We start from the raw sequence: 262 nt of genomic DNA on the forward strand, positions 1-262 counted from the left end.
ACCGTCGTATGATGCGATGGGGGGACGGATCGCGGAAGGTTGTCCAACTGTTGGAATAGTTGGTTTTTGGCTCATAGAAGGCACTTAGGCAAATCCGGGTGCGCAATTCAAGGGGTTGAGACGAGTGCACTTGTGCACGAAGCAATCGGAAGTGGTTCCAAGAAAAGCCTCTAAGCTTCAGTCATACGAGACCGTACCGCAAACCGACACAGGTGGGCGAGATGAGTATTCTAAGGCGCTTGAGAGAACTCGGGAGAAGGAA

The 262-nt window shown here is 51.9% G+C and carries 1 rRNA gene; it reads left to right on the forward strand.

What is annotated here, in order from left to right:
- Nucleotides 1–262, forward strand: a 23S ribosomal RNA gene (locus GCN78_RS29065); the annotation flags it as partial.

The sequence above is a fragment of the Janthinobacterium rivuli genome, from assembly GCF_009208735.1.
Taxonomy (GTDB): Bacteria; Pseudomonadota; Gammaproteobacteria; order Burkholderiales; family Burkholderiaceae_D; genus Janthinobacterium.